The sequence below is a fragment of the Sphingobium sp. genome (assembly GCF_035511395.1).
Lineage (GTDB): Bacteria > Pseudomonadota > Alphaproteobacteria > Sphingomonadales > Sphingomonadaceae > Sphingobium.
Genome location: NZ_DATKFP010000235.1, coordinates 76,785 through 103,308, shown reverse-complemented (window position 1 = coordinate 103,308; position 26,524 = coordinate 76,785). Strand labels below are relative to the sequence as shown.

The 26,524-nt window shown below is 64.6% G+C and carries 28 protein-coding genes; 16 read left to right on the top strand and 12 right to left on the bottom strand.

The window, feature by feature from the left end; all coding sequences use genetic code 11:
• Positions 1–33 precede the first annotated feature (33 nt).
• On the top strand, positions 34–594 hold the full coding sequence (locus tag VMR39_RS16515) for a winged helix-turn-helix domain-containing protein (RefSeq protein ID WP_325417056.1): 561 nt from the start codon (positions 34–36) through the stop codon (positions 592–594).
• On the opposite strand, the gene VMR39_RS16510 is transcribed toward VMR39_RS16515, so the two are convergent.
• Complete coding sequence (locus VMR39_RS16510; protein WP_325417054.1) at positions 570–1,220, bottom strand: TetR/AcrR family transcriptional regulator; 651 nt, start codon at positions 1,218–1,220, stop codon at positions 570–572. The two genes, VMR39_RS16515 and VMR39_RS16510, sit on opposite strands and share 25 nt — an antisense overlap.
• A gap of 89 nt (positions 1,221–1,309) precedes the next feature.
• Between VMR39_RS16510 and VMR39_RS16505 the strand changes: the two genes are divergently transcribed.
• The 3 genes from VMR39_RS16505 to VMR39_RS16495 are packed head-to-tail and all read left to right on the top strand — an operon-like array spanning position 1,310 to position 5,508.
• The gene (locus VMR39_RS16505) at positions 1,310–2,824 is read left to right on the top strand and encodes an efflux transporter outer membrane subunit (RefSeq protein WP_325417052.1); all 1,515 of its coding nucleotides are present in this window, start codon (positions 1,310–1,312) and stop codon (positions 2,822–2,824) included.
• Entirely contained in the window at positions 2,817–3,953 is a 1,137-nt protein-coding gene (locus VMR39_RS16500; RefSeq protein WP_325417050.1) for an EmrA/EmrK family multidrug efflux transporter periplasmic adaptor subunit, read from the top strand. The genes VMR39_RS16505 and VMR39_RS16500 overlap by 8 nt, the downstream gene beginning before the upstream one ends.
• Positions 3,954–3,981: 28 nt before the next feature.
• On the top strand, positions 3,982–5,508 hold the full coding sequence (locus VMR39_RS16495; RefSeq protein WP_325417048.1) for a DHA2 family efflux MFS transporter permease subunit: 1,527 nt from the start codon (positions 3,982–3,984) through the stop codon (positions 5,506–5,508).
• A gap of 3 nt (positions 5,509–5,511) precedes the next feature.
• Here VMR39_RS16495 and VMR39_RS16490 read toward each other — a convergent pair whose 3' ends face one another.
• Together VMR39_RS16490 and mobA are read right to left on the bottom strand one after the other, a co-directional pair.
• The gene (locus VMR39_RS16490) at positions 5,512–7,086 is read right to left on the bottom strand and encodes an ABC-F family ATP-binding cassette domain-containing protein (RefSeq protein ID WP_325417047.1); all 1,575 of its coding nucleotides are present in this window, start codon (positions 7,084–7,086) and stop codon (positions 5,512–5,514) included.
• 167 nt (positions 7,087–7,253) lie between these two features.
• Positions 7,254–7,778 (bottom strand): molybdenum cofactor guanylyltransferase, encoded by a 525-nt coding sequence (gene mobA / locus VMR39_RS16485; RefSeq protein WP_325417045.1) that lies wholly within the window; start codon positions 7,776–7,778, stop codon positions 7,254–7,256.
• Between the two features lie 141 nt (positions 7,779–7,919).
• Between mobA and fdhD the strand changes: the two genes are divergently transcribed.
• Positions 7,920–8,726, top strand: a complete 807-nt coding sequence (gene fdhD / locus VMR39_RS16480) for a formate dehydrogenase accessory sulfurtransferase FdhD (protein WP_325417043.1) — start codon at positions 7,920–7,922, stop codon at positions 8,724–8,726.
• Here fdhD and VMR39_RS16475 read toward each other — a convergent pair whose 3' ends face one another.
• Positions 8,727–9,143, bottom strand: a complete 417-nt coding sequence (locus tag VMR39_RS16475; protein ID WP_325417041.1) for a GtrA family protein — start codon at positions 9,141–9,143, stop codon at positions 8,727–8,729. It abuts the gene before it with no gap.
• A gap of 43 nt (positions 9,144–9,186) precedes the next feature.
• Between VMR39_RS16475 and VMR39_RS16470 the strand changes: the two genes are divergently transcribed.
• Positions 9,187–11,085, top strand: coding sequence for a hypothetical protein (locus VMR39_RS16470; protein WP_325417039.1), 1,899 nt, complete (start codon positions 9,187–9,189; stop codon positions 11,083–11,085).
• Here the strand turns inward: VMR39_RS16470 and VMR39_RS16465 are convergent.
• Both VMR39_RS16465 and VMR39_RS16460 read right to left on the bottom strand, forming a co-directional pair.
• A complete protein-coding gene (locus tag VMR39_RS16465; protein WP_325417037.1) occupies positions 11,047–11,505 on the bottom strand; it encodes a nucleoside deaminase in 459 nt (152 codons plus the stop codon). The two genes, VMR39_RS16470 and VMR39_RS16465, sit on opposite strands and share 39 nt — an antisense overlap.
• A 38-nt stretch (positions 11,506–11,543) precedes the next feature.
• Complete coding sequence (locus VMR39_RS16460; protein ID WP_325417035.1) at positions 11,544–11,765, bottom strand: hypothetical protein; 222 nt, start codon at positions 11,763–11,765, stop codon at positions 11,544–11,546.
• A 145-nt stretch (positions 11,766–11,910) separates the two neighbouring features.
• Here VMR39_RS16460 and rpmB point away from each other — a divergent pair, with 145 nt between their 5' ends.
• Positions 11,911–12,204 carry a 50S ribosomal protein L28 gene (rpmB, locus tag VMR39_RS16455; protein WP_009822595.1) on the top strand — a complete coding sequence of 98 codons (294 nt, stop codon included), beginning with the start codon at positions 11,911–11,913 and terminating at the stop codon, positions 12,202–12,204.
• A gap of 189 nt (positions 12,205–12,393) precedes the next feature.
• Here rpmB and VMR39_RS16450 read toward each other — a convergent pair whose 3' ends face one another.
• Positions 12,394–13,386 carry an esterase-like activity of phytase family protein gene (locus VMR39_RS16450; protein ID WP_325417032.1) on the bottom strand — a complete coding sequence of 331 codons (993 nt, stop codon included), beginning with the start codon at positions 13,384–13,386 and terminating at the stop codon, positions 12,394–12,396.
• A 190-nt stretch (positions 13,387–13,576) separates the two neighbouring features.
• Between VMR39_RS16450 and VMR39_RS16445 the strand changes: the two genes are divergently transcribed.
• The gene (locus VMR39_RS16445) at positions 13,577–14,008 is read left to right on the top strand and encodes a glycine zipper 2TM domain-containing protein (protein ID WP_325417030.1); all 432 of its coding nucleotides are present in this window, start codon (positions 13,577–13,579) and stop codon (positions 14,006–14,008) included.
• Between the two features lie 53 nt (positions 14,009–14,061).
• Here the strand turns inward: VMR39_RS16445 and VMR39_RS16440 are convergent, their stop codons facing one another.
• Together VMR39_RS16440 and VMR39_RS16435 are read right to left on the bottom strand one after the other, a co-directional pair.
• On the bottom strand, positions 14,062–14,331 hold the full coding sequence (locus VMR39_RS16440; protein WP_325417028.1) for a hypothetical protein: 270 nt from the start codon (positions 14,329–14,331) through the stop codon (positions 14,062–14,064).
• 74 nt (positions 14,332–14,405) lie between these two features.
• Positions 14,406–14,624, bottom strand: a complete 219-nt coding sequence (locus VMR39_RS16435; protein WP_325417026.1) for a circumsporozoite protein — start codon at positions 14,622–14,624, stop codon at positions 14,406–14,408.
• A gap of 215 nt (positions 14,625–14,839) precedes the next feature.
• Between VMR39_RS16435 and VMR39_RS16430 the strand changes: the two genes are divergently transcribed.
• From VMR39_RS16430 to VMR39_RS16410, 5 genes are all read left to right on the top strand, one after another.
• Positions 14,840–15,811: a metalloregulator ArsR/SmtB family transcription factor gene (locus tag VMR39_RS16430; protein WP_325417024.1), complete on the top strand. Its 972-nt coding sequence runs from the start codon at positions 14,840–14,842 to the stop codon at positions 15,809–15,811.
• A complete protein-coding gene (gene metF / locus VMR39_RS16425; protein ID WP_325417022.1) occupies positions 15,808–16,728 on the top strand; it encodes a methylenetetrahydrofolate reductase in 921 nt (306 codons plus the stop codon). The genes VMR39_RS16430 and metF overlap by 4 nt, the downstream gene beginning before the upstream one ends.
• Positions 16,729–16,821: 93 nt before the next feature.
• On the top strand, positions 16,822–17,868 hold the full coding sequence (locus VMR39_RS16420) for a homocysteine S-methyltransferase family protein (RefSeq protein ID WP_325417020.1): 1,047 nt from the start codon (positions 16,822–16,824) through the stop codon (positions 17,866–17,868).
• A 7-nt stretch (positions 17,869–17,875) separates the two neighbouring features.
• Complete coding sequence (gene metH, locus VMR39_RS16415; protein WP_325417109.1) at positions 17,876–20,554, top strand: methionine synthase; 2,679 nt, start codon at positions 17,876–17,878, stop codon at positions 20,552–20,554.
• 59 nt (positions 20,555–20,613) lie between these two features.
• Positions 20,614–20,826: a hypothetical protein gene (locus tag VMR39_RS16410; protein ID WP_325417018.1), complete on the top strand. Its 213-nt coding sequence runs from the start codon at positions 20,614–20,616 to the stop codon at positions 20,824–20,826.
• A gap of 178 nt (positions 20,827–21,004) precedes the next feature.
• Here the strand turns inward: VMR39_RS16410 and VMR39_RS16405 are convergent, their stop codons facing one another.
• Positions 21,005–21,607 (bottom strand): YdeI/OmpD-associated family protein, encoded by a 603-nt coding sequence (locus VMR39_RS16405; protein ID WP_325417016.1) that lies wholly within the window; start codon positions 21,605–21,607, stop codon positions 21,005–21,007.
• A 20-nt stretch (positions 21,608–21,627) separates the two neighbouring features.
• On the bottom strand, positions 21,628–22,362 hold the full coding sequence (ubiG, locus tag VMR39_RS16400; protein WP_325417014.1) for a bifunctional 2-polyprenyl-6-hydroxyphenol methylase/3-demethylubiquinol 3-O-methyltransferase UbiG: 735 nt from the start codon (positions 22,360–22,362) through the stop codon (positions 21,628–21,630).
• A gap of 201 nt (positions 22,363–22,563) precedes the next feature.
• Between ubiG and VMR39_RS16395 the strand changes: the two genes are divergently transcribed.
• The 3 genes from VMR39_RS16395 to VMR39_RS16385 all read left to right on the top strand — a co-directional run bounded on the left by VMR39_RS16395 (position 22,564) and on the right by VMR39_RS16385 (position 25,986).
• Complete coding sequence (locus VMR39_RS16395) at positions 22,564–23,829, top strand: aspartate kinase (RefSeq protein WP_325417012.1); 1,266 nt, start codon at positions 22,564–22,566, stop codon at positions 23,827–23,829.
• 120 nt (positions 23,830–23,949) lie between these two features.
• Positions 23,950–24,963, top strand: a complete 1,014-nt coding sequence (locus tag VMR39_RS16390; RefSeq protein ID WP_325417010.1) for a nitronate monooxygenase — start codon at positions 23,950–23,952, stop codon at positions 24,961–24,963.
• 90 nt (positions 24,964–25,053) lie between these two features.
• Positions 25,054–25,986 carry a hypothetical protein gene (locus tag VMR39_RS16385; protein WP_325417008.1) on the top strand — a complete coding sequence of 311 codons (933 nt, stop codon included), beginning with the start codon at positions 25,054–25,056 and terminating at the stop codon, positions 25,984–25,986.
• 13 nt (positions 25,987–25,999) lie between these two features.
• On the opposite strand, the gene VMR39_RS16380 is transcribed toward VMR39_RS16385, so the two are convergent.
• On the bottom strand, positions 26,000–26,434 hold the full coding sequence (locus VMR39_RS16380; protein WP_325417006.1) for a helix-turn-helix domain-containing protein: 435 nt from the start codon (positions 26,432–26,434) through the stop codon (positions 26,000–26,002).
• Positions 26,435–26,524: the final 90 nt, after the last annotated feature.

Genomic DNA, 26,524 nt, shown 5'->3' with positions numbered 1-26,524 from the left:
TCAGCGGGCGACGGGTCGAGCGTGGGCGGACGGATGGAATGCCATGATTTGGGCAGTGACTTTGCCCCGGTCGCGCGGGCGCTGAATGCGCGCGGCTTCGATCTGGCGATGCGCTCCGGTGCTGTCCGTCCTCATCTTCGTGCGGGGGACGCGACGATATTGTGGCAGGACGTGGACGACCCCGCCGAACGGGCGCGTGCGCTCGAAGGGGGCGCGCATGAGGTGGTCGGCCCGTGGATGCACGAGGCGGAGACGGTGGCGCGGATCATCCGGCTGGTGGAAGTCCGGCAACCGCAATTGGCGCTGGGCGATCTGTTGATTCAACTGATGGATCGCCGGGTCACGCGGGCTGGGCGGTTGGTGCCGTTGCTGCAACGCGAATATGCGCTGCTGCTTTATCTGGCGCGGCGACCGGGGGAGGCGGTGAGCCGCAGCGAATTGCTGAGCGCCGTGTGGCAGCTGGACTTTGATCCCGGCACCAATAGCGTGGAAGTGCATATGTCGCGGTTGCGGGCCAAGCTCGACCGGGGGTTTGCCTGGCCGATGCTCCGCACGGTCAAGGGGGAGGGTTATATGTTGGTCGTCGGGGTGTAGGCGCGCATGAAAATATCGACGGCGAAGGCCGCATCCCGTTCGATCTGCGCCGGATCGGGTTCCTTGATCTGCGACATCAGCAACTGCTGGTGCGTGCCGGCCATGCAGAGTGACATGAGTGCTCGGGCGGCATCGTTCGGATCGGCTGTGCGCAACTGGCCGCGCGTCATGGCACCTGCCAGAAAATTCGCCATCAGCCCCCGCGTGTTGCGCGGCGCAAGTTCGAAGAAAATCTTGCTCATTTCCGGGAAGCGGCCGCCTTCGGCAATGATCAGCCGGTGCAGCGCGATGGCCTCGGGCGAAGTGACCTTGGTGGTCAGGCTGACGCACGCATGGTGCAGCGTTATGGACAGGTCGGCGTCCGGATCGAGGATTTGCGAAAGCCGCGCCCGATAGGCTGCGGCTACGCGATCGAGCACCGCGGCGAACAGTTGTTCCTTGGACGGGAAGTAACTCCACAACGTGCCTTTCGACCCGCCTAGCGTCGCGGCGATGCCCGACATGGTCGTCCCAGCATAGCCATGTTCCAGGAAATAGCGCTGCGCGACGGTCAGGATCATGTCCTGCCGGTCCCGGCGGCGCGCTTCCCTTCGGCCGCAAATGAGGGGCGTTTTGCTCTCCGTCATAAAATCGTACCATAGAGTACGCTAATCCTGTTGACAAGGCCCGGCAACGGGCGCAATGGCGATTTTCATACTATCTGGTACGGTTTGTTATGGCGGTGAGTCGCATGGCTTTTTCCTCCCGCGCCCTGTCGGCAGCGACATCTGTGATGGTGCTGTCGGCCTGCGCCGCGATCCCTGATCTTGGTCCCAGGCCTGTCGTTCGCGCGCCCGAAAGCGTGGCCGCGCAGCAGAGTCTGACCGCGCCCGAAGCTGCCTGGCCCGGCGAGGGCTGGTGGACCGCCTATGGCGATTCGCAACTGACCGCGTTGATCGAGGAAGGGTTGCGCAACGCGCCCGACATGGCGGCCGCGACCGCGCGTTTCCGGCAGGCGCAGGCGATGGCGCAGCAGGCCGGCGCGGCCGTGCTGCCTTCGGCCAATCTGGAGGCCAGCGCAGCGGCGACCAGGCAGAGCTACAATATGGGCATGCCCAAGGAATTCATTCCCCAGGGTTGGCTCGGCACCGGCCGGGTCGCGCTGGACCTGGGCTTCGATCTCGACCTCTGGGGCAAGAACAAGGCGGCACTGGCCGCCGCCACGTCCGAAGCCCGCGCGGCCGAGATCGATACGCAGCAGGCGCGGCTGGCCCTGACGACGGGTATCGCCGATGCCTATGCCGATCTCGCCCGCCTTTATGACGAGGCGGAGATCCAGCAGCGCACGCTCGACATCCGCATGGCGAGCCAGAAGCTGGTCGCCGACCGTCGGCAGAACGGCCTCGAAACGCGCGGCAATGTGCGTCAGGTGGATGCCACCGTATCCTCGGCCAAGGCGCAGCTGGCTGGGGCGCAACTGGCGATCCAGGTGCGGCAGCATCAGATCGCCGCATTGATCGGCGCCGGGCCGGATCGCGGCCTGTCCATCACCCGGCCGCAGCCGGGCAAGCTGGCGCCGCTCGGCCTGCCGGCGGACGTTACAACCAACCTCGTCGCGCGTCGCCCGGACATCGCCGCGGCGCTCGCCCGGACGGAGGCGGCAGCCAAGCGGATCAAGGTGGCGCGCGCCGACTTCTTCCCGGCGGTACGGCTGAGCGCGCTGATCGGCGTGCAGTCGCTCGGCTATAATACGATCTTCAACAACGGCGGCGCCATTGGATCGGCCCAGCCCTTCACCGACAATCTGTTAAAAAAGGATTCGCTGTTCGGCAATGCCGGCCCGGCGATCAGCCTGCCGATCTTCCGCGGCGGGTCGCTCCAGGGACAGTATCGCGGGGCGCGCGCAACCTATGACGAAGCCGTCGCCGCCTATGACAAGACGGTGCTGGCCGCCTATCAGCAGGTGGCCGATGCGGTCACGACCCGCCGGACGCTGGAACAGCGGCTGACCGATGCGCGCGCGGCCGTCGCCGCGTCGGAGGATGCCTATGGCGTGGCGCAGAAGCGCTATCAGGGCGGCCTGTCCACCTATCTCGATGTCCTGAATGTCGAGGACCAGCTGCTGAGCGCGCGCCAGTCGCTGGCCGGGCTGGAGGCAGGCGCCTTCTCCACCGATATTGCCCTTATCCGTGCGCTGGGTGGTGGCTTCACTGCCGGCGAACCTCTCTCCAAGGACCAACCGCATGGCTGACGCCGCTCTCGACATCAATGACGCACAGCAGGAAGGGCGCCAGTCCGCGCGCAAGACCTGGCTGACCCGGCTGGCGATTGTCGTGATCGTTGTCGGCTTGCTCTGGGGCATCTGGTATCTGCTGGTCGGGCGCACCCATGTTAGCACCGACAATGCCTATGTGAATGCGGAGATGGCGCAGGTGACGCCGCTCATTTCGGCACAGGCTACCGAAGTGCTGGTGAGCGATACGCAGACGGTCAAGAAGGGTGACATCCTCGTCAAGCTGGACCCGTCCAATGCGCAGATCGCAGTAGCCCAAGCTGAGGCCGATCTGGCCGAGGCGCGTCGCCGCTTCCGCCAGACTGTGGCGACCAGTGGATCGCTGACCGCGCAGGTCGATGCACGCGGCGCGGACATCATCCAGGCGCGCGCCCAGCTCGCCACCGCCCAGGCCGATTTCGACAAGGCGCGGATCGACCTGCAACGCCGCGAGGCGCTGGTCGGCGACGGTGCGGTATCGGGCGATGAAGTCACCGCCGCGCGCAAGGCCCATGCCGCCGCCAAGGCCGCGCTCGACCTGGCCCGTGCCGGAGTGAAGACGGCGGAAGCCACGCGCAGCGCCGCGACCGGTCAGCTGGAAGCCAATGACGCACTGGTGCGCGGGTCGACCATCGACACCGATCCGGCCGTGATGGCGGCCAAGGCCAAGCTGGATTCGGCGAAGCTGGACCTCGACCGCACCATCATCCGCGCGCCCGTCGATGGCGTCATCACCAAGCGGCAGGTGCAGGTCGGCCAGCGCGTCGCGCAAGGCAGCCCGATCATGACGATCGTCCCGCTGAACCAGCTCTATGTCGATGCGAACTTCAAGGAGCGCCAGTTGCGCGAGGTGAAGGTGGGCATGCCCGCAAAGGTCACGTCCGACCTTTATGGCGGCGACGTCGTCTATCATGGCAAGGTCGTCGGATTCTCCGGCGGCACCGGCGCGTCGATGTCGCTGATCCCGGCGCAGAATGCGACCGGCAACTGGATCAAGGTCGTGCAGCGCCTGCCGCTGCGCATTCAGCTCGATCCCAAGGAACTGGCCGAACATCCACTGCGGGTCGGCCTGTCCATGGACGTCGAACTCGATCTTTCCGACAAGTGAGGCCGAGGAAGTAAGGAAGGTCCGGGCGATGAGCGGCGACGACATCTATTCGCGGCTTTCGCCGCGCACCCGCACGCTGGCGATGCTGGTTCTGGCCATGAGCAATTTCATGGTCGTGCTGGACCTGACCATCGCCAACGTCTCGGTCCCGCACATCGCCGGCAATCTGGGCATTGCGCCCGATCAGGGGACGTGGATCATCACATCCTATGCGGTGGCGGAGGCGATCTGCGTGCCGCTCACCGGCTGGCTGGCTTCGCGGTTCGGCGTGGTTCGGGTGTTCACGCTGGCGATGATCGGCTTCGGCTTCTTCTCGCTGATGTGCGGCCTGTCGATGACGCTCGGCATGATCGTCGCCGCGCGGATCGGCCAGGGTATTTGTGGTGGGCCGATCATGCCCATGTCGCAGACGCTGCTGATGCGTATCTTCCCGCCGGAAACGCGGGCCAGGGCCATGGGGCTGTGGGCGATGACGACATTGCTGGGGCCGGCGATGGGGCCGATCATCGGCGGCTATATCAGCGACAATTGGAGCTGGCACTGGATCTTCTTCATCAATCTGCCGATCGCGGCGATGTGCGTCTTTGCGGCGCAGGCCCTGCTGCGGCCGGTGGAGACCGACACCGCCCGGATACCGATCGACAAGATCGGTCTGGCGCTGCTGATCTTCTGGATCGGTTGTCTCCAGGTCATGCTCGATATCGGTCGCGACCATGACTGGTTCAGCGATCCGACGATCGTCGCGTTGGGGGTCATGGCGGCGATCGGTTTCGTCGTCTTCATCATCTGGGAACTGACCGAGGAGCATCCGGTCGTCGACCTGCGCGTGTTCCGGCATATCGGATTTTCATCCGGCGTCTTTTCGCTGGCGCTCTGTTTCGGGGCCTATTTCTCCGGCATCGTTGTCATCCCTCAATGGTTGCAGATGACGCAGGGTTATACTGCGACCTGGGCAGGGATCGTGACCGCCTTCACCGCGATGGCGGCACTGATGGTGGCGCCCATGGCGGCACGCTTCGTCGGCAAGGTCGATCCGCGTATCATGATCTCCGGGGCGGTCTTCTGGCTGGGGCTGATGACGCTGTGGCGCGCGCACTGGACCAGCGGGATCGATTTCTGGACGATGGCGGCGCCGCAATTCATCCAGGGCTTCGCCATGCCTTTCTTCATGATCCCGCTGACGACGCTGACATTGGGTTCGGTCTTGCCGAGCGAGACGGCATCGGCCGCGGGCCTCCAGAATTTCGTGCGCACCATGGCGATCGCCGTCGCGACGTCGCTGGTGCTGACCGGCTGGGGCGATTCGCAGCGCGTGTCGCGCAACGAACTGGCGAGTGTGCTGCAACCGGGCGATGCACAGGCGCAGTTGAGCGCGCTGGGCATGTCGACTGAGCAGGTGCGGCAGACCATCTCCAACATCGTCGAGACGGAGGCGATCGCGGTCGCGGTCGACCATATCTTCTTCATCTCCGCCCTGGTGCTGTTCGCCGCCGCGATCATGGTCTGGCTCGCGCCGCGCCCGAGTGGTCCGGTCGACACCTCGGCCGCTCACTGACGATCAGAGGGCGATGCAGCGGGCGATACCGATCGCGTCGAGGAAGGCCGGATCGTGGCTGACCACCAGCAACGCGCCGTCATAAGCGGCCAGCCCCTGTTCGATCGCGCCGACCGAGTCGAGATCGAGATGGTTGGTCGGCTCATCCAGCAGCAGGAGCGGTGGCAGCGTCTCCCCGCCCAGCACACAGGCGAGTGCCGCGCGCAGTCGCTGCCCGCCGCTTAGCGTTTCCACCCGCTGCAGCGCGAGGTCTGCACGGAAGCGGAAACGCGCGAGCGCGGCGTGGATCATATTACGCGTCGCGCCGGGATGCAGCCGGGCGAAATTATCGGCAATGGTGACGTTGCGATCGAGCAGGCTGGCATCCTGATCAAGCAGTGCGGTGGCGGCAGGACGATGAAAGCGCCCCGCTAGCGGTGCAAGCTGCCCCGCGACCAGATGGAGCAGCGTCGACTTGCCCGCGCCGTTAGGACCGGTGACGGCGATGCGTTCCGGCCCGCTGATGGTCAGGCTGAAGTTTCGCACCACCGGGTTTTGGGGATCATGGCCGACGGTCACGTCTTCGAGCATCAGTAGCATCTGGCCGGACGGCACTTGCGCGGAGGGCAGGGCGATGTCGAGCGGGGCGAGGATTTCGATCTTCGCGCGGGCGCCGGCGATGGCGCCTTCCGCTTCTGCGCGCTGGCGATCGGCACGACGGGAGGCGTCGCCGCCGGACCGTTCCGCCTGTTCCTTGCGCCGGCCGAGCAGGATGCGGGGCATGCCCCCCTTCATCGCCTGACGCGCGCCTGCGCCGTCGCGCCTTTGTTGCCGCTCGGTCGCTATCTGGGTCTTGCGGGCAAGCGTCGCGGCGTCGCGCTCGGCATGGTCGAGCGCCTGTTGTGCGGCCGCCAGCTCGATATCCTTGCGTGCCCGGAAGGCTGACCAGTTGCCGCCATAGCGCGCGATGCCCAAGCCGGTGAGTTCGACGATGGCGTCCATCGTCTCCAGCAGCGCCCGGTCATGGCTGACGACAATCGCCCCGCCGCGCCAGCGCTGGAGCAGCGCAGCGAGCACCTCGCGACCGTCGGCGTCGAGATGATTGGTCGGCTCGTCGAGCAGCAGCCAATCAGGCCGGTCGAAGATCGCGGCAGCCAGCGCGGCGCGGGTGCGCTGGCCGCCGGAAAGCTGCGCCAGCGGCGTGTCGGGATCGGCGGTCAGGCCAACCTCCGCCAGCGCGTCGGCGAGGCGCGAAGCCAGGGTCCAGTCGCATGCCTCCAGTTCCTCGATGGTCGCGGCGCCTGCCTCTGCCCTGTCAAGCAGGGCGAGGGCATCACGGACGTCGAACAGGTCGGCGATGTTTTGGTCGGGATCCGGTTCCAGCGTCTGGCGCAGCGTCGCGAAGCTGCCCTCGACGCGCACGTCGCCGCCTGCGGGACGCAATTCGCCCGCAATCAGCGCGAGCAAGGTCGACTTGCCAACGCCATTACGGCCAATCAGGCCGATGCGTTCGGTGGTGAAGCGGAAATCGAGGCCGGAAAGGACGGGTGTCCCGTCAGGCGTGGACCAGCTGAGTTTCGAGAGCGTAATGGCAGGCATGGACGAAAACTTTCCTGAAGGCAGAGCAGGCGGGCTGTGCGTTCAGGGCGATGTCCATGGCGGCGATCCTTTTGGGCGACGTGCAGGCGGCATGCCGACGGCGTTCCGGAGCCTATAGCAGGGCGGGATGGGGAAGGACAGGGGCAGTCACAGGCCGCTGGCCTCTGTCATTCCGCCAGATTCACCAGATCCTCCGGCCGGTTGATGTTGGGTAAGGCGAGTCCCGGCATCTCCACCACGCGCGCGCGGACGCGCTCCAGCCAGCCACGGATCGACCGGTCATTCTCCTCACCCAGATGCGCGTCCAGTTCGAAAGCCAGCGTGGCCGGCCACCAGCCGAGCAATTGCTGCCCTTGCAGGATCGCGGCCTTGTCGCCGATCAGCGCCGCGGGCAGGTCGGCAGGGTAGAAGGGCATGTCGCAGCCGGTCGTCAGCACGCCGGTGAAACCATGGCTGAGCGCATGATGCAGCGCGGCGTTGAGACCGCCCAATGGCCCCATGTCGGGCCTTGGCCGGTCGGTCAATCCGCCTTCCCGGCCGCAGATCACGACCTCTGTCACATGGGGGGCGAGGCCCGCCATCGCGTGGTCGAGCAGCGTCTTTCCGTCCAGCAGCGCCATCGCCTTGTCACTGCCAAAGCGGCTGGAACGCCCGCCAGCCAGCACGGCGCCCAATATCGGTCCTCCGCGCATATGCGCCTCCTTGCAATCTCTCCTGCGGCATGCGGAAGTATAGCAGAGATGCGGGATTCTGCGTCGTTGAATATGGCTTGCCGGGCGAATGTGCCGGGACCGGCATTGCGCCGCCGGGCGCGGCCCCATAGGTCTGTGGGCATGAATGACCGAAGCGAAACCCTGCGTCCCGCCCGGCATAGCCTGGCCTTTTCTCGGCTGACCCCGGATGGTGCGAGCGAATCGGTCGATCGCGCGCTGGCAGAGGAGGTGCCGGTCGCGATCGAATATAATGGCGCGGGCTATGCCGTGCTGATGGCGACGCCGACCGACATTGGCGATCTGGTGCAGGGTTTCAGCCTGGCCGAGCGGCTGGTGTCGCGTGAGGATGCGTCGCTCGACATCGATGTGTACGACACGGGCGCCGGGATCATTGCCCGCGCGACCCTTCCGCCGCATCGCACCGATGGTCTGCTGGAACGGGTGCGGCATCGCGCGTCGGAATCCTCCTGCGGCCTGTGCGGGATCGAGAATCTGGAACAGGCAATCCGGCCGCTGCCGCGCGTCACTGCGACTTCGCAGGCGGACCGGGTCGCGATCTTCCGCGCGCTGGGTGCGCTGGGCGATCATCAGCCGCTGAACGCCGCCACGGGCGCGGCCCACGCCGCTGCATGGGCGGGGGCGGATGGAAGAATCCGGCTGGTGCGCGAGGATGTCGGGCGGCACAATGCGTTCGACAAGCTGATCGGCGCGATGGCGCGGGCGGACGCGAGCTGGGACGGCGGCTTCGCGCTGCTTTCGTCGCGCTGTTCCTATGAGCTGGTCGAGAAAGCGGTGCTTGCTGATTGCCCGCTGCTCGTCACCATTTCCGCGCCGACCCGACTCGCGGCCGAACGGGCGGCACAGGCCGGACTGCCGATCATTGCCTTGGCGCGATCGGATGCGCTGCTCGCGCGTGATCCGGATTGATCAGCGGAACACCCATTTCCTGTTCAGCAGGAAGACGATCGCCGGGGTGACGAAGACCATGGCGGGGATGGGCGACCATTCCGGCCAGCCCATATGGGTGACGCACAGCCACACCCAGAGCGCGTTGAGCGCATAGCTGACCAGCGACACCGCGACGAACTTCGCGCCGCGCGCGGCATGGCCGTCGCTCTGATCCTGATCGCGGAAGGTGAAGAGGCTGTGCGAGACATAACCGATACAGACGGCCGCCCCGTAGCCGACCAGATTGGCGATCTGCACATGCAGTCCCGCCAGCGCGGCAAGGCTCCAGTAGATCGCCGCCTGGCAGGCTGTGACAAACAGGCCGGTCAGGCCATAACGGACGATCTGCCAGAACAGCGCCCGGTGATCGGGCGACAGGCGGGAGAGGAATTTCATATGGCCCCGTTGCGCTTTGTTGCGGGTCGTCTAATCGACGCCCATGACCTTGCATAGCGGCGAAACCCTGCGTGATCGTGCCGGCCGATGGGCGGCCCTGCTGTCCACATATGCGGCGCGGCACTGGAAATGGCTGACCTTCCTGATCTGGATCGTCATCGCGATATCGATGGTCGCCACGCGCTGGCCGGCGGTCCACTGGCTGGTGTTGAGCGATACCGACGACAATATCCGCTATGTCCAGGTGAAGGACTGGTTGGCAGGGCAGGGCTGGTATGACCTGCGCCAATATCGACTCGATCCGCCGGGCGGGGCGAATATCCACTGGTCGCGCATCGTCGACATTCCGCTGGCCGGGCTGATTCTCTTCTTCCGGGCCTTCGTCGATCAGGGGCTGGCCGATCGGCTGGCTTGCGGCATCGCGCCGCTGCTGCCGCTTTTCCTGCTGATGCTCAGCCTCGGCTTCATCGGGCGGCGGCTGGCCGGGCCGAACGGCTGGTTCCTGGCGGTTCTGGCGCCGCTCGCCGCGCAGATGGGCCTGGGCATGTACGGGCCGATGCGGATCGACCATCATGGCTGGCAGCTGGCGCTGGCGCTGACGATGATGGCGGGCGTGATCGACACCAATCGCCTGCGCGGCGGCGTGATGGCAGGGGTGAGCAGCGCACTGTCCATCGCCATCGGCATGGAGATGATCGTCTATCTGGCGGCGGGCGGCGGCCTGATCGCACTGCGCTGGGTGTTCCGGCCGGGCGCTGAGCGGCGGATGCTGGCCTATGCGCTCAGCCTCGCGGGCGCGACCTCGCTCTTCTACCTGCTCTTCGCCAGCTACGCCAATCGGGAGATGGTGTGCGACGCGCTGTCGCCCATCTGGGTGGCGGTGTTCGGCGCGGCAGGTGCAGGCATGGTGATCCTCTCGCTGGCACCCTTGCGCGGCTGGCCGGTGCGGCTGGCGGCGGGTGCGATCGTGGGCGGGGCGGTCGCCGTATTTTTTTGGCTGAACTGGCCGCAATGCCTCAGCCCCTATCAGATTTCGCCTGAGCTGGAGCGGCTATGGCTCGCCAATATCCGTGAGGCAAAGCCGATCACGGCGCAGACGCAGAGCCTGGTCGTGCCGTTGCTGGCGATGCCGGTCGCGGGCCTTATCGGCCTGCTCTGGGCGCTGTGGGATTCGCGGCGCGACAGCGAGCGGCTCTGGGCCTGGGCGACGGTAGGGCTGATGATGCTCTTCTCGACCGCCTTGCTCTTCTGGCAGCTACGCGCGGGGCCGGCGGCGCAGCTGCTGGCGATACCGCCCGCTGCCTGGGCCGCGCACCGGCTGGTCGCGGCGGTGCTGACCGGCACGCGCCGGGTGCGGATCGCCGCGGGGGCGGGCGTGGCGCTGCTGGCGGCGATCGCCTGCGCCTATCCGCTCTATCCGCAGATGGTGAAGCTCTATCAGGACACGACCGGGATCAAGCCCCGACCGTGGCGTCCTTCGGCCGTGGCGCGGACCGAAGCGATCAAGAAGGCCAATGGCCGTTGCCGCACGCTGCCGGCGCTGGAGCTGCTTGATCAGCTTCCGCCGGCAACCATCTTCACCATGGTCGACCTGGGTCCGCGCATTCTGGCGACGACGCATCATAGCGCGCTTGCCGGTCCCTATCATCGCAACGGCACGACGATCCTGGATATCCACCATGCTTTCGATGGCCCGGCGAGCGACTTCCGCGCGATCGCGGCAAAACATCATGCGACCTACCTGTTGGTCTGCCCCGATTTCCCGGAAGGCACCATCTATCAATCGCGCAGCCCCAAGGGCTTCTATGCGGACCTGATGCGGGGCAAAATGCCCAACTGGCTGGCGCCGGTGAAGCTCAAGACCAGCATGACCATGCCCTATCAGCTTTACTGGATTCACTATTCATCGCCGGGCGACAAAAAAGCGGCGCAGCAGCGCTGAAGCTTCGGCTTCGGCCATGCCGCCATAGACGTCCGGCCGGTGTAGGCATTGCGGCTGGGTGAAGAGGCGCGGTCCTTGCTCGATCGCGCCACCCTTGGGATCTGCCGCCGCATAATAGAGTCGTGCGATTCGGGCATGGGAAATGGCTCCAGCGCACATCGGACAAGGTTCCAGCGTGACCCACAGGTCGCAGCCAACAAGGCGAAAGTCGCCAAGATACGCGGCCGCCACCCGCATCGCGACGATTTCCGCATGGGCCGTCGGGTCATTGTCGCGCCGGTTGCGATTCTCGCCCTCGCCGATGACGGTGCCGTCCTTCGTCACCACCGCGCCGATCGGCACTTCGCCCGCCGCCTCGGCCGCGCGGGCAAGGTCGAGGGCGCGGCGCATAGGCGCGGGCAGGGGAAAGGGCGTTGCCATGTCCCGCCGTTACAGGATCATGGCATCAGGCGAAAGGATCAGGGCTTTTTCACATCCACCGTCGGCACATCGACGGTTTCCTTGCGGGTGCCGACCTGCACCTTCGCCACGCTTGCCTCATATTTGGGAAGCGCGCCTTCCTTTACCGCGACTTCGGGCAGCCGGCCCTCCTGCGTTTTCTGCAAATCGATGAAGCCGGTGGCGATGCCGCCAGCAAGAACGAGCAGAATGATAACCAGCAATCCACCAATGATTCGCATTTCCGCCTCCTTTGGGCTAGTTGCCCTTTCAACGCGCGGGATTGCCAAGGGTTGCGATCCCGCTCGCTGCGGCTTGACGGGGGCAGGGAATCCCGTTATCGGCGCGGCTTTCCGAACGAACCCGAATTTCAAAGGTTGATTGACTATGTCGCGCATTTGCGAGCTGACCGGTAAGGGTCGCCAGGTGGGTCACAATGTTTCCCACGCCAATAACAAGACCAAGCGTGTGTTCCTGCCCAACTTGCAGAATGTTTCGCTGATCTCCGAAGCGCTGGAAACCACCGTGAAGCTGCGCGTGTCGACCCATGGTCTGCGCTCGGTCGAACATAATGGCGGCCTGGACAACTGGCTGGTCAAGACCAGCGACGACAAGCTGTCGCTGAAGGCGCGCCGCCTGAAGCGCGACATCGTCAAGAAGAAGGCCGCTGCTGCGGCCTGATTGCTTCGATTCGTTTCGGCATAAGGGGCGGCCTGGCGACAGGCCGCTTTTTTGCGTTGGAGTTGCCCTACCATCAATCTCCGTTCGCCCTGAGCTTGTCGAAGGGGCTTACTTCTCTTCAATAAAGAGCAGGGCTTCGACAGGCTCAGCCCGAGCGGGTGAAGGATGGTATTGCTACTGCTCCGGTCGTTACCATGCCCTATCCAATCCGAATTTCAGCAGCAGCGTGCGCTGGAAGAATTCATGATTGTCGTCCGACACCACCCAAAGGATCGGACGCCCCTTTTCGAGCGTAACCGCCATCCCCTCGAAATTGTCCGCCAGCAGCGGCGGCGCGAGGTGGGCGAGGGTGCGGGCCTTCAATAGCGCCCCCGGCTCCAGATGCTCAGGCAGGTCGACGATGGCGATCGTCGCGGTGAAGAGTTCCTGCAAAGTCAGGCGGCGGTTGAGCACCAGTAGGTGTCGTTCATCCAGCGCTACCGCGTCGGTCGGGCGATAGCCCTGCGGCGGCGCATAGCGAAGGTGAATGGGGTTGGCTGTCCCATGGTCGGCTGGATCGCCGGGGAAAAGAAGCACGTCGTGCCGTCCGTCGGACGTCATGCCCATTTCCCCGATCGCAATGAAACGGCCATCGGGCAGGCGGGCGAGTGACTCGATCGATCCGGTTTCGGGCCAGGCGACGATTTCCGGCCAGGTTCGGCAGCCTTCGACATGGGCGAATCCGGGCGAATAGCGGCAGATTGCCTGTTGCAGCTCGAACCCTACCCAATAGCGATCGGTTTCCGGGTCATGGGTCAGCGATTCGGAATCCCACGCCCACCAGGGCCGATAGCGATCCTGCGGACGGATCGGCAGCGGCGCGATGAACGGACGCCGATATGCTGCACCCTCACCGACATGGAACCCCATCAATATACCGGAATCGCTGAGACCCAGCATGTCGCCATTGGGCGATGCCAACAACGCGGAAATGCCGCCGAAACCGGCATTGTCGCTGCGCAACTCCCACCCGCCCAGATAGTCCAGACCGCCGACGCGGCGCTGTTCCGGTTTCGCCGCATTGAGCGCCAGCGGCCGGGCCGTAACCAGCAGCGCGCCGGGATGGACGATCTGCGGTTTGCTTGGGGGAGGAGCCGGCAGCAGCAGGATGGCGAGCGCCAGCACGATCAGGATTCGCGTCATCGCGAAATGCCATAGGATATTATCCGGCAGGACGCAGCATGGCAGTGGCGAACCGTTTTCAGGTGAACGCCGGCTGACAGCCCCATTCAGGACCGGCTCAAGGCGAATCGCTCATAAAGACGTCAATCAATGGCGAATCCCGTCAGCAGGACCTTCGCCCATGATGATGGCTTTTGGAAGGAGCACCGCCATGAAGATGAAGTTTCTAGTGAATTTGGGAGCCGCTCTGGCGATCGGCGCTGCTTCCCTGGCCGCTACCGCTACCCCGGCGATGGCGCGCGATCATTATCGTGGCTACGACCGCGGCGACTATCGCGGCTATCGGGGTGGCCGTGGCTGGCGCGGCGATCGCGGATATCGCGGCGATTATTATCGCGGCAACCGTGGCGACCGCTATTATCGCAACAATTATTATCGCGGTGATCGCTATTATCGCGGCGGCTATCGTTGCCGGGATAACGGCACGGGTGGCACCATCATCGGTGCGATCGCCGGTGGCCTGCTCGGTAACGAGGTCGGCAAGGGTTCGGGCCGATATGGCCGGGGTGACGGCACAACGGGTGCCATCGTCGGTGCGGGCGTCGGTGCGCTGGCTGGCCGCGCGATCGACCGCAACTGCTAAATCCCGATTACCGGATTGAAGTTGAGAGGGCCGTTCCCGAAAGGGGCGGCCCTTTATCGTGCGTCGGTTACGCTTGCGGGCATCGCTGGTGCGATCCGTCCGCGATCGGCCGTCGCGGCGGCGCGCGCGGCAGGGTTCAAGCCTTCCTGCGCACCTTGCGCTGTGCCGGCTTGGGTGTCGAGCGTTGCGGCGACCTCGTTCAGTGCGCGCGCCTCGCTGGCACTGACGCCGCCCACGCCATCGTCCGATCCCGACCCGCAGCCGGCAAGGCACAGCAAGGTAGGGGCGATCAGGACGGAAAGGGTCGCGCTGCGGCAGTTCATCATCGTCTCCCAATGAAAAAGGGCCGCACCGTTGCCGGTGCGACCCTTTTCCGAAATCTTCCCGTAAACGGGACTTACATCGCGTTCGCGGCGTTGTTGGTCGCGTTCGACGCAGCGTTGGCAGCGTTATCGGCTGCGTTCAGCGCGGCGTTCATGGCGTTGTCGGCAGCGTTCGAAGCGTTCTCGGCAGCGTTCGCGGCGTTGTTCGCGGCGTTTTCGGTGTGGCCGCCCGAGCAGGCAGCGAGGCCGAGCGAAGCGGCGAGAACGAGCGAAATAGCAATCGACTTGGTCATGGGCAACAACCCCTCTCTGAGATAAAAAAGATGCAGACCACTCTCGGAGAAAAGCTCACCCCCCATTGCGCCTGCGCCGCGATTCGTAATGCTTTGGAAAGAGCAAGGCAATCCCAATCGTGCAAATGCGGGCGGTTACGCTACCTCCTTTGCCTCTGCGATGGCGGAAATGAGGAGCATTGACGCATATAAAGATTTCTTTATATGATTGCCTCATGCTGTCCGCCCTCGACATTTTTCGCGCTTTGGGAGACCCCACGCGCCTGCGGATCGTCCATTTGCTGCGGGCGATGGAACTGGCCGTGGGCGAGATTGCACAGGTCGTTGGGCAGAGCCAGCCGCGCGTGTCGCGTCACGTCCGCATCCTCGCCGAAGCCGGCATCGTAGAGCGGCGCAAGGAAGGCAACTGGGTCTTCCTGCGTTTGGGACGCGGGGCAGAGGTGGCGCCTTTCCTGGATCTTTTCGACCTGTTGACCCCGTCAGAGGGCGAGAAATTGTGGCAGGCGGCGGACCTTGCCCGTCTGGCGGCCGTGCGTGCCGACCGCGCGAGCGCGGCCGAAGCCTATTTTGCCGAACATGCCGAGGAATGGGATGCGATCCGGTCCCTGCATGTGCCCGAAGCGCAGGTGGAGGCGGCGATGAAGGCGCTGCTGGCGCGCGAGCCGATCGGTCATCTGCTCGACATCGGTACCGGCACGGGGCGGATTATCGAACTGTTCGGCGCCGTTGCGGATCAGGTGACGGCGCTCGACCGCAGTCCGGACATGCTGCGGATGGCGCGTGCCAAGCTGCCGCAGGATGCCGGCGACAAATATGCGCTGCTGCTGGGCGACTTCCTCGACCTGCCGCTGGAGCCGGGCAGCGCCGATACGGTGGTGTTGCATCAGGTGCTGCATTATGCACAGGCGCCCGAGGCGGTGATCGCCGAAGCCGCGCGGGTCACGGCGGCCGATGGCCGGGTGTTGATTGCCGATTTCGCGGCGCATGAACGGGAAGAGCTACGGTCGCGCGACCAGCACGCGCGCCTGGGCTTCGCCGACGAACAGATTGAACGCTGGTTCGCGGATGCGGGCCTGGAACTGGACCGGGTGGAAGCGCTGCCCGGCCAGGAACTGACGGTGCAACTCTGGCTGGGACGGCGCAAGAGCGCGCGCATCCTGCCCATCGAAGGACGGATTTCCGCATGACCCTCAACGACACCGGGCGAAACGACCTTGATGGGCCGCTCTATGCGGATCTGGCAGGCGACTGCCATGTCAGCTTCGAATTCTTCCCGCCCAAGACGGAAAAGATGGAAGCGCAGCTCTGGTCGGCGATCGAGACGCTGACGCCGCTGGCGCCCAAATTCGTGTCCGTCACCTATGGGGCGGGCGGTTCCACGCGCGAGCGGACGCATAACACGGTTGCCCGCATCGCGCAGGAAACGCCGCTGTCCGCCGCCGCGCATCTGACCTGCGTCGCGGCGAGCAAGGATGAGATTGCCGAGATCGCCGACGCCTATTGGGAAGCGGGCGTGCGCCATATCGTGGCGCTGCGCGGCGATCCGCCCGAAGCCGGCGGCACGTTCGAGCCGCACCCCGACGGCTATACGGGCGCGGCCGATCTGGTCGAAGGGCTGATGAAGCGCCATGCGTTCGAAATTTCGGTGTCCGCCTATCCGGAGGTCCATCCCGACGCCGCGAGCGCGCAGAGCGACCTCGACAACCTGAAGCGCAAGCTGGATGCCGGCGCGACCCGCGCGATGACGCAATTCTTCTTCGCGCCCGAAACCTATTTCCGCTTCATGGACAAGGTGCTGGCCGCCGGCATAAACGCGGACATCGTGCCGGGCATCATGCCGGTCAGCAATTTCGCCGCGGTCCAGCGCATGGCCGCCATGTGCAACACCGACGTGCCCAGCTGGATGGCGCGTCTGTTCGAAGGGCTGGATGATCATCCGGCCGCGCGCCAGCTGGTGTCGGCGACGATCGCGGCCGAACTGTGCCGCAAGCTCTACGAAGGCGGCGTGCGCGACTTCCATTTCTATACGCTCAATCGGGCGGAACATAGCTATGCGATCTGTCATCTGCTGGGGCTGCGGCCGAAAGTGATGGCGGACGCCTGAAATTAATCCATCTCTCCGTTCGGTTCGAGCTTGTCGAGAACCGGTGCGCGAGGATTCTCGACAAGCTCGAACCGAACGGGGAGAGGGAGCAAAATGACCGCCGAAGACCAACTCCGCCAACTGGCCGCCGACAAGATCCTGATCTTTGACGGTGGCTATGGCACATCGATCCAGAAACATGGCCTTACAGAGGCGGATTATCGCGGCGACCTGGACCTTGCGAAGGACCAGAAGGGCAATAACGACCTTCTCTGCCTGACCCGGCCGGACATCGTCGAGGGTATCCACGCCGCCTATCTCGACAATGGCGCCGACATGATCGAGACGAACACCTTCTCCTCGACCAAGATCGCCATGGCCGACTATGGCTGCGAGCATCTGGTGTGGGACATCAATGTCGCTGCCGCGAAGATCGCCCGCGCCGCCTGCGAAAAGGCGACGGCGAAGGACGGCAAGCCCCGCTTCGTCTGCGGCTCGATCGGCCCGACGAACAAGACGCTGTCGATATCGCCCGACGTCAACGACCCGGCCTATCGCGAGGTCGATTATGATACGCTCAAGGCCGATTACCGCGAACAGTGCGAGGCCCTTATCGCGGGCGGCGTCGACTTCCTACTGGTCGAAACCTGCTTCGACACGCTGAACGCCAAGGCGGCGGGCATGGCCGCGCGCGAAGCGGAGGAAGCGGCAGGCCGTTCGGTGCCGCTGATGCTTAGCTTCACCATCACCGACATGTCGGGCCGCAACCTGTCGGGCCACACGATTAACGCCTTCTGGTATTCGCTGCGGCACCTGAAGCCGCTGACCATCGGCGTGAACTGCGCCTTCGGCGCGGACCTGCTGCGGCCCTATCTCAGTGAACTGTCCAAAAACGCCGACACGCTGATCCTGGCCTATCCCAATGCGGGCCTGCCCAACGAACTCGGCCAATATGACGAGCTGCCCGAAACCACAGCGAAGCTGATCCGCGACTGGGTGGATGAAGGCCTTGTCAACATGGTTGGCGGCTGCTGCGGCACTACGCCCGCGCATATCGGCGCGGTGGCGAAGGCGCTCGACGGCCACAAGCCGCGTCAGGTACCGGAATTGCCGGTCGTGACCCGCCTCGCGGGCCTCGAACCGATGCACATCGCGGCGTAAAACCCACATCCGTCCGGTTCGAGCTTGTCGAGAACCGGGCGCGCAACGCTTCTCGACAGGCTCGAAGCGAACGGATTTTGATAAGATGACCCAGCAATCCACCGCCACCTTCGTCAATATCGGCGAGCGTACCAACGTCACCGGATCGGCCAAGTTCAAGAAGCTGATCATGGCGGGCGACTATGCCGCGGCCATCGACATCGCGCGCGAGCAGGTCGAGAATGGCGCGCAGATCGTTGACGTCAACATGGACGAAGGCCTGCTCGACGCGGTCGAGGCGATGACCACCTTCCTGAAACTCATGACCTCGGAACCGGACATCAGCCGCGTTCCGGTCATGATCGACAGCTCCAAATGGGAAGTCATCGAGGCGGGCTTGAAGTGCGTCTCCGGCAAGCCGGTCGTCAACTCGATCAGCATGAAGGAGGGCGAGGAAGCCTTTCTGCATCATGCCAAGCTCTGCATGGCCTACGGCGCGGCGGTGGTCGTCATGGCCTTTGACGAGACGGGGCAGGCCGATACCCAGGCGCGCAAGGTCGAAATCTGCGAACGCGCCTACAAGCTGCTGATGACCATCGGCTTCCCGCCGGAAGACATCATCTTCGATCCCAATATCTTCGCTGTGGCGACGGGGATCGAGGAGCATAATAATTACGGCGTCGACTTCATCGAGGCGTGCAAGGAGATCAAGAAGCGCTGCCCGCACGTCCATATTTCGGGCGGCCTGTCGAACTTCTCCTTCTCCTTCCGCGGCAACGAACCCGTCCGCCGCGCAATGCACAGCGTCTTCCTCTATCATGCCATCCCCGCGGGCCTCGACATGGCGATCGTCAATGCGGGCCAGCTCGACGTCTATGACGCGATCGACCCGGCGCTGCGCAAGGCGTGCGAGGACGTTCTCCTCAACAGCGACCCCGAAGCGGGCGACCGCCTTGTCGCGCTCGCCGAATCCTTCAAGGGCAAGGACGCCGCGTCCGAAAAGGCCGCGCAGGAATGGCGTGGCTGGCCCGTTGCCAAGCGGCTCGAACATGCGCTGGTCAAGGGCATCGACATGTATGTGGTGGAGGATACGGAGGAATGCCGCCTCGCCGCCGAAAAGCCAATCCATGTGATCGAAGGCCCGCTGATGGACGGCATGAACGTCGTCGGCGACCTGTTCGGCGCGGGCAAGATGTTTCTGCCGCAGGTCGTCAAATCCGCCCGCGTCATGAAGAAGGCGGTCGCGCACCTTCTCCCCTTCATTGAGGCTGCCAAGGAACCCGGCGCCAAGGGCAAGGGCAAGATCATCATGGCCACCGTCAAGGGCGACGTCCATGACATCGGCAAGAATATCGTCGGCGTCGTGCTCCAGTGCAACGGCTTCGACGTGATCGACATGGGCGTGATGGTCCCCTGGCAGGACATCATCAAGGCCGCGAACGAGAATGACGCGGATATGATCGGCCTCTCTGGCCTCATCACCCCCTCGCTGGACGAGATGGTGACGGTCGCCGCCGAAATGCAGCGCGCCAACATGACGATGCCGCTGCTCATCGGGGGCGCGACCACCTCGCGCGTTCACACCGCGCTGCGCATCGATCCCGCCTTCACCGGCCCGGTCGTCCATGTGCTCGACGCCAGCCGCGCCGTCGGCGTCGCCACCGCGCTCGTTTCCGAAACGCAGAAGACCGACTTCGTCCAGAAGACCAAGGACGATTATGAACATGTCCGCAAAGCGCGCGAGGGCAAGGGCCAGAGCCAGCTCCTGTCGATCGAGGACGCCCGCGCCAACGCCTTCGAAATGGACGAGAGCCTCAAGGCACCCCGTCCCCGCCTGCCTGGCGTCCATCGCTTCCCCGACTGGGACTTGAAGGATCTGGTGCAATATATTGACTGGACGCCCTTCTTCCGCGCCTGGGAACTGGCGGGCAATTATCCCGCGATTCTGGAGGACAAGGTCGTCGGCGAAAGCGCGACGAGTCTGTTCGCCGATGCGCAGAAGATGCTGGAGCGCATCGTCGAAGACAAATGGCTGACCGCGCGGGGCGTCGCGGGCCTGTGGCCCTGCCGCCGCGAGGGCGACGACATCGTCGTCCATGTCGAGGATGAAAAGCATGTCCGCCTGCCGATGCTGCGCCAGCAGATCGCCAAGCGTGAAGGCCGCGCCAACATGTGCCTCGCTGATTACATCAGCCCGAATGGCGACTGGATGGGAGGCTTTGCCGTTTCAATCCACGGCATCGAGCCCCATCTGGCGCGCTTCAAGGCGTCGATCGACGACTATTCGGATATCCTCCTGAAGGCGCTGGCCGATCGCCTCGCCGAAGCCTTCGCCGAACGCCTCCACCATTATGTCCGCACCGCGCTCTGGGGCTATGCGGAGGGCGAGCAGTTGACCAACGAAGCGCTCATCAAGGAGCAGTATCGTGGCATCCGTCCGGCGCCAGGCTATCCCGCCTGCCCGGAACATAGCCTCAAGCCCATATTGTTCGACATGCTCGACGCCCACCACGCCACCGGCGCCACCCTGACGGAAAGCTTCGCCATGCTGCCGACCGCGGCGGTCAGCGGCTTCTATTTTGGTCATGCGCAGGCGGAATATTTCGGCGTGGCGCGGGTCGGTCGCGACCAGCTGGAAGATTATGCGCAGCGCCGGGGCATCGACCTCGACACGGCGGAACGCTATCTGCGACCGAACCTGGACTGATCGGCTTTTCCTACCGATTGTTCACGCTCTGAACATCTGCCGGCCATATGGGGAATGGCATGATGCGCTCACCAATCAAGAAGGAGAGCCTGTCATGCGTATTCTTCCCGGTCTGTTCGCTATCGCCGCTCTGGTCGCCACGCCTGCTCTGGCGGCACCCCTGCCATGACGCGCATGGCAAGTTCATCAAATGCCCGCCTGCGAAGACGGCCATGATGAAGAAGGCGCCGTGCAAGGATGCCAAGGGCAAGTTCGTCAAGTGCGCGAAGTGAACCACTATTGTTGAAGAAGGGGCGTCTTGCTCGTCGCGGCGCCCCTTCGCACTTGGGGCTGCATCATAGCGGGATAATGCCTTTGAAGCCGGTCAGCATCGGAGCTTTTTCATCCCCCTGCCTTTGAGGGGAGGGGGCATTATTGCAGGAATCCAACGCCCCAGACAGCGCGCACGTCTCAGCGCTTCTCATATTTCCAGTTGCGGCCCTTGCCCTCCGCGATCCATTCGACTGCCTGAGCTATGCGCCTGTCGCGGGTGATGTCGGTCTTCGCTTCGCCTATCCATTCGGCATAGTCGCGAATCTTGCCGGGCGGGAAGGCCGACCAGAAGGCCGCGGCGTCTGGGTTAGCCTGGATCGCGGTGGTGAGGGCAGGGTGAATGGGCAGCGCCGCGCGGGGCTGGCGACGGTCCATCCATTGCGGTTTCGCGCCGGCGTCGATCATCGCGGCCGCCCTGGCGAGCATGGCGCGCAGCTCATCGTCGGACGGCAGATCGGCTATGCTGCTGATCTTGCCGAGGTGGCCCATGCCGCCCTGCTGCGCGCGGGCGGGGGTTTCGTCCTCGCTATACCAGAAGCCGATCGCGGCATGACCCTTGAACGCGGCCATGGAGGCGAGATTTTTGTCTTTGTAGACGAAGTGGGGAAAGCTCCACTTCATCGCTTCGGTGGCATCCGGCTGGGCGGCATGCACAAGGGCGCGAAAATGGTTGAGGATCGGGCGGGCGAAGTCGGCCTGCGCGGCGATATAGGCGTCGACCTTGGCGGACTCGTCGATCATCCCATCCCCCTCATCCCATTCTATCGCTTGTGCCGGGCTGTCAGCAGATAGTTGATCGCAGTGTTGCTCGACAGGGTGAAGCCGCGCGCTGGGTCGAAGCTGAGGCCGATGCTGTCGGTGACGTCAAGGCCCGCCTGTTCGAGCAGCGCGGTCAGTTCTTCGGGCGTGATGAACTTGTGCCAGTCATGCGTACCCTTGGGAATGCCGCCGACGCTTTCGCCGATGGTGATCATGGCAAGGCGGGAGAGGGGCGTGCGGTTGGGCGTCGACAGGATCATGAGGCCATCGGGCGCCAGCTTCGCGGCGAGAGCGGCGATAAAGGCAGCGGGATCGGCGACATGCTCGATCACCTCCATCGAGGTGACGAGGTCGTAACCGGCGTCGGCCATATCTTCGATCGGGGTGGCGCGATAGTCGATGGCAAGATGCTGGCCCTGCGCATGGGCGGCGGCGGCGGCGATATTCTCCGGCGCTGCGTCGAGGCCGGTGACGGTGGCGCCAAGGCGCGCCAGTGGCTCCGTAAGCAGTCCCGCACCGCAGCCGACGTCGAGCGCGCGCTTGCCGTCGAGCGGGCGGAAGGCCTGTTCCCTGCCGGGCCAGTGCCGGTCGATCGCGCTACGGATATAGCGCAGTCGCACGGGGTTCAGCTTGTGCAGCATCGCGCTGGAGCCATTGGGATCCCACCATTCGGCAGCCATGGCTCCGAAATGGGCGGCTTCCTTCGGGTCGATCGTCGCGGTGGTGTCTGTCATCATGCCCCTGTTTTATCAGCCCTGACGTCGGAGGCAAATGCGCCTATGTCTTTGAGGCTGCTCAGGCAGCCGCTTTAGGCGACTACCTTGCGGCGAAACGCGCAGCAGGATTGCTTGCCATATCCGCCGCGGCTGCTAATAGGAGCGCCGTTTTGACCCTTTGGGACATTTTGTTTCACAAACTAGGATAGGTTCGACAAGCAAATGGCGCGCATCGTGATGAAATTCGGCGGCACCTCCATGGCGGGGATGGAGCGAATTCGCAACGTGGCCGCGCGTGTCAAACATGTCGTCGAACAGGGCCATGAAGTCGCGGTCGTCGTGTCGGCCATGGCGGGCGAGACGGACCGGCTGGTCGGTTTCTGCAAGGAAGCATCGCCGCTCTACGACCCGGCGGAATATGACGTCGTCGTGGCATCCGGCGAGCAGGTGACGAGCGGCCTCCTCGCCATGACGCTGAAGTCGATGGGCGTGGACGCGCGCAGCTGGCTTGGCTGGCAGATGCCGATCCGCACGACCGAAGCCCATGCCAAGGCACGGGTCGAGAAGATCGACACCGGCGCGCTGCTGGCGGAAATGGCGTCTGGCCAGGTCGCGGTTATCCCCGGTTTCCAGGGCATGATGGCCGATGGCCGCGTATCGACGCTGGGTCGTGGCGGTTCGGATACGTCGGCGGTGGCGGTGGCGGCGGCGGTCAAGGCCGATCGCTGCGACATCTATACCGACGTCGATGGCGTCTACACCACCGACCCGCGCATTGTGGCGCGCGCGCGCAAGCTGGACCTCGTCACCTATGAGGAGATGCTGGAACTGGCCTCGGTCGGCGCCAAGGTGCTCCAGACCCGTTCGGTCGGCCTCGCCATGAAGGAAGGCGTCGTCGTGCAGGTGCTCTCTTCCTTCGATGATCCCACCCAGGACGACCTCCCCGGCACGCTGATCGTGAGCGACGAGGAACTGGAAGCCAAGCTCAAGGAAAGCAAGATGGAACGTCAGCTCATCACCGGCATCGCCCATGACAAGAATGAGGCGAAGATCATCGTCACCCGCGTGCCCGACAAGCCGGGCGCGGTCGCCAGCATCTTCGGCCCGCTGGCCGACGCGGCGATCAACGTCGACATGATCATCCAGAATGACAGCAAGGAGAAGGAAGAGACGGACGTCACCTTCACCGTACCGCGCGCGGACCTGGCCCGCAGCGTCGACCTGCTGGAAGCGCACAAGGACAAGATCGGTTTCCGCCGCATCATCACCGATGTCGAGGTCGCAAAGATCAGCGTCGTGGGCGTGGGCATGCGCAGTCATGCCGGCGTCGCAGCGACCATGTTCAAGACGCTGGCCGAACGCGGCATCAATATCGAGGCGATCTCCACCAGCGAGATCAAGGTTTCGGTGCTGATCGACGAGGACGAAACCGAACTGGCGGTGCGTGTGCTGCACACCGCCTACGGCCTGGATGCGCCTGCCGCTTGATTTTTTGCCTCTCCCCGGTCAGGGGAGATAGGAAGACGGCAGGGTGCGCCTATCGTGCCCTGCCATCAACCTCTTCCCGGCAGGGAAGGGGCTTTTTTGATTCTTGAAGGCTTACGACAGATGACCACCGCCAAACTCGCTTCCCTGATGGCCCGCGGCACCGAATTCCTGGGTTGCGAGACCGCGATCCTGTGCGGCGCGATGAGCTGGGTTTCGGAGCGGCATTTGGTGTCGGCCATTTCCAACGCAGGCGGCTTCGGCGTGATCGCCTGTGGCGCGATGACGCCCGAACTGCTGGATGCGGAAATCGTGGCGACCAAGGCGCTGACCGACAAGCCGTTCGGCGTCAACCTCATCACCATGCACCCGCTGCTGTTCGACCTGATCGACGTGTGCGCGAAGCATGACATCAGCCATGTCGTGCTGGCCGGCGGCCTGCCGCCCAAAGGCAGCATCGAGGCGATCAAGCAGAAGGGCGCCAAGCTGATCTGCTTCGCCCCGGCGCTGGCGCTGGCGAAGAAGCTGGTGCGATCGGGCGTCGATGCGCTGGTGGTGGAAGGCATGGAAGCGGGCGGCCATATCGGCCCGGTTGCGACCAGCGTGCTGGCGCAGGAAATCCTGCCTGAGATGACGGAACAGGTTCCGGTCTTCGTGGCGGGCGGCATCGGCCGGGGCGAGGCGATCGCCGCCTATCTGGAAATGGGCGCGGCGGGTGTGCAGCTCGGCACCCGCTTCGCCTGTGCGAGCGAGAGCATCGCCCATCCCAGTTTCAAGAAGGCCTTCTTCCGCGCCTCGGCGCGCGACGCGATCGCCAGCGTGCAGATCGATCCGCGCCTGCCGGTCATCCCCGTCCGCGCGCTCAAAAATGCCGGGACGGAAGCCTTCACGGCGAAGCAGCGCGAAGTCGCCAACCTGCTGGACAGCGGTGCGGTCGATATGGGCGAGGCGCAGCTTCAGATCGAACATTATTGGGCCGGCGCGCTGCGCAAGGCGGTGATCGACGGCGATGTCGAAGGGGGGTCGCTGATGGCGGGCCAGTCGGTCGGCATGGTGACGAAGGAAGAGCCGGTCGCCGACATCATCGCCCAGTTGATGGACGAAGCGGCCAGCGCGCTGGAACGGCGCGCCGCCTGAAGGGTTGCGGTGAACGGAGCATAAGGCATAGGTTCCCCCCCGACCCTTTTTGCGCGGCATGACCGGGCATATCGTTTTTCGGAGAGTTTGATGTCCGCAACGCGCCGATTTTATGGGCGAATTTCCCTTGTGTCGCTGGCGGTGCTGGCGGCCTGTTCGACGCCGAAGCCGCCACCGCCGCCGCCTGCTCCGCCGCCGCCGGTGGTACCGACCATCCGCCCGATGCCGCCCAGCAATGCGGCCGAGGGGATGAGCCTGCCGACCAAGGATGAGGAGGGCGACTATCTGACGCCCAATCGCAAGGTGACGTCGAACACGGCGCTGTGGCATGTGCGCATGGCGCTGAACGTAGCGGCGCTCAATTGCGAGAAATATGGCACGACCGCGCGCAACCAGTATAATCAGATACTGACCGTGCATAAGGTGGTGCTGACGGATGCCAACGCCGCCGTCGATCGTAACTACAAGGTCGCTTACGGCCGGGCGGGCGTGGGTTCGCGCGAGCAGCTCAACACCATCGTCTATAATTTCTTCGCCCTGCCGCCGGTGATCAAGAGCTTCTGCCCGGTGGCGACCGCCGTGGGCGCCAAGATATTGGCGATGCCGTCCGGCGCGCTGCTGGCCAACGCACCTGCATTGCTGAAGGAACTGGAAAAGCCATATCAGGAATTTTACGCGGCCTATGCGGATTATCTTCGCCGCCTGGCCGAATGGCAGTCGCGCTTCGGCGCTACGGTGACGGTCGTGGTGTCACCGACGCCGCTGCCGCCGCCGCCGGTCCCGCCAGGCGAGGCGCCGCCGCCCGCCGGATGGTCGCCCAGCTATAGCAGCGCGCTGGAAAAGGCCGCGCCGGTGCCGGCCGATGCGGCTGCGGGCGCGACCGTGCCTGCGCCCACGCTGTCCGGCCCGCCGGCGGTGACGCGGACCCAGCCGGTTCGGCCAGTAGCGCCCGCGGGGCCGGCTGCGTCGACGCCTGCGGGGCCGACCTTGCCGGTTCAGCCGCTGCCGGCTCCGGTGGAGTAAGACGGAAGAGCGTTCAGTCGCGCGCGTCGAAGGCGGTGCGTGCGGCTTCCACCGTTTCCAGATTGCGTTCGGCCCAGACCCAGACGCCGCAGAAGGCTGCGCTGAGGCTGTTGCCGAGCGGGGTCAGCGCATAGTCGACGCGCGGCGGCACGACCGGGTGGACGGTGCGGGTCAGCAGTCCGTCGCGCTCCATCTGGCGCAGCGTCTGGGTCAGCATCTTCTGGCTGATACCCTCCACCTGCCGGCCGATCTCGGTGAAGCGCAGCAGGCCCTTCTCCTCCAGCAGTTCCAGCACCAGCAGCGTCCATTTGTCGGCGATGCGGCCGATCAGATCGTTTACGAGTCGCTCGACCCGCGGGTCGAGCTCGGCGGGCGGTTCCGTCGCCAGATAGTGTTCGGCCTGCGCGATATCGTCGGCGTGGAAGCGATTTTCGAGCGGATTTGCCATTTCTTACCTTTGGGTGACTACGGCACTTCTCGGTGCCTACTTTCCAAAAGAGAGTATAGGCGTAAATTGGGACAGAAGCCAATTCAAAGG